The organism is Rhodopirellula maiorica SM1 (genome assembly GCF_000346295.1).
Taxonomy (GTDB): Bacteria; Planctomycetota; Planctomycetia; order Pirellulales; family Pirellulaceae; genus Novipirellula; species Novipirellula maiorica.
Map to the genome: position 1 here is coordinate 1 of NZ_ANOG01000082.1, position 6,027 is coordinate 6,027.

Below are 6,027 nucleotides of genomic sequence, written 5' to 3' on the forward strand. Positions count from 1 at the left end.
ACCGATAGATCGTGCACTCATTCATCGAGACGGTTAATTTTTCCACCGTGCAATGCAACCATACGCTTGTTCCGCGGGGACCAAGTGGCGTCCAACAGGCATGCCGCAACCTTCCAGGGACCATGAATTGCAACATGCTCGAGCGAGCACCTTTTGACACTAGGCATCAAAACGCCAACGTCCCAACGAGACGAATCAGCCCCCGTTCTCAACCCGATATTGCTCAGGCGAACATTGTTGCCAGCAAAAACGAGCAGGGGACTCAGGTTATCCAACTCCGGTTTGCCCGTATCTTGCCAAGTATCAGTGGTGCCGACACCAAAAGTTTCCAATACGGTCCCACCCCTGACGTCCGACCAAACGTCCATCGGCCCGGCGCCTTCGACGCGAGTGCTAGGGGGAATGCGTAACGTGCTTGCAATCAGATATTCGCCTTCGCCGATCAATAAAACGCCTCCGGCGGCGGCGTCGAGCGCGGCTTGCAATCGTGCGGTTGTCGTTGTCGCTCGATCGAGGGTCCGGGCGACATCATCACTCTCACCGAGCACGCCAAACCACTTCGCTTGAAGCGGACCCGAGTAAAGCCGCCGCCATACACCACTGCCTTTTGCGGCGAAGACCGTACCCCCGTTTGGCTGGACATTCTGTGGCTGAGGATCATAAAAGAAAGTGCCACCGCCTTGACTCCCCAGGCCGAGAGTAACCTAGCACCGTAATGACGTCCCCATCGCTGCCGGATCGTTCGTGGAGTTCCGTTAGATTGCGAACGCTTTCCCCCGCGAGCACATCGGTACCCGCAACAAGGATCCAAACCATCATCAGGCTACGGACAATGGCAAACTGATTTTCTTGCAGTAATCGATGTCGCAACAATTGGCTAGCCTCGAATAATGGGGAGATAACTTCGAATGCAAAAGGTGATGGAGTGCAACTCTCATCTATCTCGCTTGATGGAATGCGATTTGCCAGTGCAACTGATTCCTTAACACTCGCTCTTCGGAACAAAACCGGGGTGAACGATGTCTATAGAGTATAATGCAAGCTCCCTAAATAGAAAGTCAAGAAGCACATAAACGCTCGGCGCGGCGATGGTCTCTGCAAAGGGGCATCGCATTTTGGCGGCTGGAGTGTGAAACGCCCGGTTAGAAAGGGACAGAAGAAAGTGCTCGGTTAGGTTGAGGTTGGGTCGGATTCGGACGTTTTCTTGAGTTTGATTTCCAATGGCCCCTGCTGGTCGTCGTGCTTCCAGTACGAGTGACGAAAGGGTAGCGAAAACTGAATATCACGCTGTTCAAAAGCGGTGAAAATTTCTAGGTTGACCCTCTCACTAAAGGCCATGTATTTCCAAAAATCAGGTGGTGTGTACCAATAGACGATCTCAATCCGAAAGGCATTCGGGGTGAAGTCCGCAAAGAAGACGCGGGGTGGAAAATCCGGATCCATTCCTTCATGGTTATCGAGAATCCTCCGGATGCACTCGATGGCTGCCTCCACTTGCTTGCGTGGCGTGTCAATCGGAATAAAAAGTTCGCTTCGACGACGGATGTTCTGCCGCTTGCCAATGTTCTCGATTTCGGCGTCGGCCATCTGATCATTTGGAATCGAAATGATGTGGTTGGTCAGTGCACGAATCTTTGTGCTGCGCAGTCCGATCTCCTCGACATATCCATCGTGTCCATTGACTTGGATACGTTCGCCCACGCGATACGGTTTGTCCAGCAAAATCGTGACCGTCCCAAATAGCCCCTTGATCAAACCTTGAGCAGACAATGCGATCGCCAAACCGCCGATGCCTGCACTGGCGATCAGAGTGGTGACGGGAAAGCCCAGGTGTCGTCCGCCCTCGAGAAAGACAATGACCGCAGCGACAATCCCTAGCACACGCCCAATGATGCGGATCAGATTGGCGTCGAGCCCTGTGGGAGAAATATGTGGTAGGGCAATGATCGATTCGGCAACTCGGCTGCTTGCTCGGACAATCAACGCCAACACGGCCAGCAAGAACACCATATCGGCGCAGAAGTTGACAACGTAAATTGCGGTTCCTCGGAGCGTCAGGTATTCCCAGGCATAGTGTTTAAAGCCGATTGGGATCAGGATTGCCACCAGCGGAAATCCTAAGCTCAGCCAATACCCCAGCAGGTTGTGTTCACGCACGCGTTCACCCCGCGTTGTTCCCAAGCGAAACGCGAAGAACATTAGCGCCAGGCTGAGAGGAATTGCCGGCAGCAGGCCAATCCATTGCCAGAGGGCCATGGAGAAGCTGCGGCGTTGAAACCAATTGGGTAACCGGTCCACCAGCGCAGCCATCGTGGGGTTTCCCGGGCTGGAAAGCCACCACAGATAAAAACCCTCCGAAACACCGCGTTCGTCCTGTCGATAGGGTAACGAAATGGCCTTTTGGTAAAATTCCGGTGCACTTGAAACGGTCTCGGCGGAGAACAAAAACTCACCACGACGCGGTCCTTCCTGCATCTTGGAAATCACGATTTGTGTACGGGGAACCTGCCAACGAGCAAGCGTTTCGGCGCCATCCATGGTCTCGACAGATTCGATTCCAGGAATTTCCTCGGCGGGTGGGAGCACGGTGCGGTCCAAGACTTCCTTCAGGCAAACGGCCGCCTCCGCATCGAAGTACTCACGCGAGTACTCCGGCAACTGACTTGTGTCGAGGCACGAAACGATCCGCTGCCCCAGTTGGTCGAACGCCGGATCACTTTGGTCGAGGTGTCGGTGTTGGAGTATTAACTGGTGCAGTTCGTTGCAGGAGTCCAGGAACAACGTCAGTGTACCGCGTGGGCTCGATGTATCGGCTGATTGCGTCGGCCTCTGTTTCGTGATCGCGATATACGCATCGTAGATTCCGGGCGACACGGTACGTCCGTCCGCCCGATAAGGGAGACGCTTGACCATTCGATAGTCTTCGGCAGCACGCCGCAAAGTCCCCGGCGTAAACAGATACGCGTTTCGGTAAGGTCCCAATTCCATCCGTGCAATGGCGATCCGCGTATGGGGAACCTGCCAGCGGAGTAGCGGTTCGCCCTCATTGGATTTCGAGTCGGCCGCGCCCGGTATGTCTTCATCCATCGGCAACTCGATCCGATCGAGAACTTCTTTCAGGAACAGTGCCGACTCCATCCCGGCCGTGGTCCGCAGTTCCTTAGGCAGCTCACTGAGGTCCAGGCAGTCGAGAATCCGCTGCGTGGTGGACAGGAGTTCGTCGGCTCGCTCAACGGAAAACGTTTCGTCGCCGATCAAGTCGTGTAGTTCGCTGCAAGAGTCGATCAGGCTGGTCAGTGTCGCTGCCGGACTGGACGTATCCGAAGGCTCCAGCGGGTGCCGTGCCGTCTGTTCTTGAGTCCTCGCGACTGCAGCGAACAGTCCGATCGACGACAAGACGAGGATAGCAAAACGGGGCACGCCGAGCATTTGTTTCAGAATCATTTCAATGTGCCTGCTTCGGCGGGCTTGTCCGGCAAGACCACGTGTGCACTGTATTGAAAAAGTGACCGCAACTTCTCCCAAAACCCACCGCCAAGTACGAACAGACTGATTAATAACAACCCGTCGCCTACGATGGCATAGGCCAGTTGACCTTGTTCAAATCCCGGCAGATGATGTCCGAAGTAAGGCGATGCCCAAGCGAACACCAACGGCGTCACGAACAACACCAGTCCAACCGTATAGCGGCGGCGGCTCACTTCACTCGGCGGTCCGTACGACTTCAAGGAGCCGAAAACCGTGGCCTTGATGAAAGCAAATCCCTCCTTGCCAGCGATCGCCGCGCCCGCGAGCAACAAAAATTCCGCAGCAACAAGCATGACTCCGCTAAACGTTGCGGTTGCCGTTGGCGAGACCCCCAGGAGCGGCAGGACCGGTATTAAGACCGGCCACCCGATGCTTGCCACGAAGATCGCGAACCCAACCTTGACTCGCCAATCTGCCTGCGGCTGTTTGTTGCTCATCATTGCCTCTTGTTCCGGATGACTGGTTGGGCGTGAGACAAGACGTTCACGGTTCAGTAGGAACGGGTGGGCTCCAAAGGTTACCCGCTGTCTATTTCACCGCAGTTGGCGCGGGGAACGTCCATTCTCCGTCGAGGATTTCCTGACGCGGTTCGTACATGCGGACGATGTAGTTCCAGCCGTTGCTGATGGGAATGCAATTGACGCGACCGTCGTCGCAGCCGCCGAAATGGATCGTTAGACTGCCGTCCTTATTGGGCTTCGCCGTTTTGTCGTTGAACGCGTAGACACCAAGAGCATTTTTGGGCAGGAAGCCATCGCTACCGTAGACAGTGATTGACCAGAAGGCATCGACCGGGACGTCTTTGACAGTAACTTTATAGCGTGTCTTTCCGTCGTTGTTTGGCAGGGTCACGTTATCGTAAGCAGCGTTCGCCCTCGGCTGGCCTGCCCAGCCCATAGCCGAACCGATAAGATGGCGAATCGGCGTAGTCTGGTCGGGCGTGCCAAAGAACCGCGAGGTGTCGGAGGTAGTGCTTGCCAGAACGAGAAGAGCACTGCGGAACTTGGCGGCTGTACCCAGATCCCAGTTCGGCACTTCCAACGGTCCCTTGCCGCCACCCTCGATCACGATCCTATCCTGCAGCGCATTGGCGGCCTTGATGTCCTTGTCGCTGGATGCATCCATAAAGGTGCGAACAAATGCGTAGGCATAACGTGTGCCGACCTCTTGCTGGGTCACTTCATAGGTCCCTGGCTTCGTGAACACCCTTGTGTAATGGTCCTGGTTGATAATCTGCAGACACATATAGCGATTCCCTGAATCCGGCATCGTGATCTTGGCGGGTTTACTCAGATCCAGGACGGCACGTGAATAGAGCGTGTCACGGTTCATCCGGATGATGGGCTGATTGTCCACCTGGGTCGGAAGTCGGTTGTGATCAAACTTGCTAAGGCCAACTTTGTCATAGACCTTCTTGATCGCAAGGTCGGACTCAACCCGTGGAAAATTTTCGGCGGTGACAATGGTCTCGTCGGTTTGCGCATTACAAATGTCTACGAAAGTCAACGGCACGGCCACACTCACAATGAAGGCGACGGCAGAAGTAGCTAAATTTCTCATCACGGTTCCTCAATGTTTTGTCAGTCGATAATCATTTAAAGAATTTGTCGAAATTCTCCACGCGGTTCACAGTTGGGAATTTGTACTCGTCATTAAAGAATTCGGCCTTGGCGCCGTAGGCACGCATGTACGGGAACCAGCCGCGGCCCGGTAGGGTCTGCACGTGGTTCGCTTCCCAACCCTTGGGTGGCGGATCGGGACCGAGCAGCATGGAATACGAGCCATCGTTGTTTTTCCGCAGGCCCTCGGTTGCGCTACCCATCGTGGCCTTACCGCCAGCAGCTCCAGCACGGTTGTCGATCAGACAGCGGGTGTCCGCATCGTAGATCACGATCGACCAGAACAGTTCCGCCGGCACGTCCTTCTGGATGTGGATCACATAGTGGTTGCCGCCTTGCAGACGCTGACCATTTTCGTCCTCGAACTTGCCGATGTAGGCCTGTGCTTTCCCCGGTTTGGGAACGGTCATCGCAGGTGACGTCGTGATCGCCTCATAGGTGTAACGTGCACGCGGATCAAAGATGTCGTAATATTTGGTCCTCTGAGTGAATTTGATGCCGTCACCACGTGCCCCGCCCAGGATCATCCGCCAGTTGTTTTGCCGTAAGACACCTGCCAGCCGCTCGTTGAAGACCAGCGTCTTGGCCATCAACTCGCCGGTTTTGGCACCGTCGATCAAAATTTCCTTCTGTCGCTCCGTTGGGTTAAAAGGCTTTCCTTTTTCAATCCCCAGGTTCTTCAACCAGTACATGAACAGCCGATCGCGTTCCTGCACCACCTCGCGATTGATGGCCAGGTGCAGCATTTCCCAATAGGCTAGGCCGCGCGGCTGATAGGACGGAACAAACATGTCACCCACCTTGAGAATAGTCAGTGAAGGCTCCTGGCCGTGACTGTAGATTTTGACTTGGTGGATGGCCTGCTCCACCTCTTCCGGGG

The 6,027-nt window shown here is 55.0% G+C and carries 5 protein-coding genes; all 5 read right to left on the reverse strand.

The annotated features are described in order from the left end of the window. Window positions 1-17: 17 nt before the first annotated feature. A complete protein-coding gene (locus RMSM_RS02450) occupies window positions 18-485 on the reverse strand; it encodes a right-handed parallel beta-helix repeat-containing protein (protein ID WP_236621972.1) in 468 nt (155 codons plus the stop codon). Between the two features lie 685 nt (window positions 486-1,170). Further along, window positions 1,171-3,444: a mechanosensitive ion channel family protein gene (locus RMSM_RS36305; RefSeq protein ID WP_008691050.1), complete on the reverse strand. Its 2,274-nt coding sequence runs from the start codon at window positions 3,442-3,444 to the stop codon at window positions 1,171-1,173. Beyond that, window positions 3,441-3,968: a transporter suffix domain-containing protein gene (locus tag RMSM_RS36310; protein WP_052031451.1), complete on the reverse strand. Its 528-nt coding sequence runs from the start codon at window positions 3,966-3,968 to the stop codon at window positions 3,441-3,443. Before RMSM_RS36310 ends, RMSM_RS36305 begins: the two co-directional genes overlap by 4 nt. Window positions 3,969-4,056: 88 nt before the next feature. Further along, window positions 4,057-5,088: a DUF1214 domain-containing protein gene (locus RMSM_RS02465; protein ID WP_081613979.1), complete on the reverse strand. Its 1,032-nt coding sequence runs from the start codon at window positions 5,086-5,088 to the stop codon at window positions 4,057-4,059. A gap of 31 nt (window positions 5,089-5,119) precedes the next feature. Next, on the reverse strand, window positions 5,120-6,027 hold a 908-nt coding region (locus RMSM_RS02470; protein ID WP_144057315.1), incomplete at its 5' end, for a DUF1214 domain-containing protein.

Bases quoted from the DNA above. Each gene is read 5' to 3' on its own strand.
- RMSM_RS36305 (WP_008691050.1), bottom strand. From the start codon at position 3,444: ATGATTCTGAAACAAATGCTCGGCGTGCCCCGTTTTGCTATCCTCGTC.
- RMSM_RS02465 (WP_081613979.1), bottom strand. From the start codon at position 5,088: ATGAGAAATTTAGCTACTTCTGCCGTCGCCTTCATTGTGAGTGTGGCC.
- RMSM_RS36310 (WP_052031451.1), bottom strand. From the start codon at position 3,968: ATGATGAGCAACAAACAGCCGCAGGCAGATTGGCGAGTCAAGGTTGGG.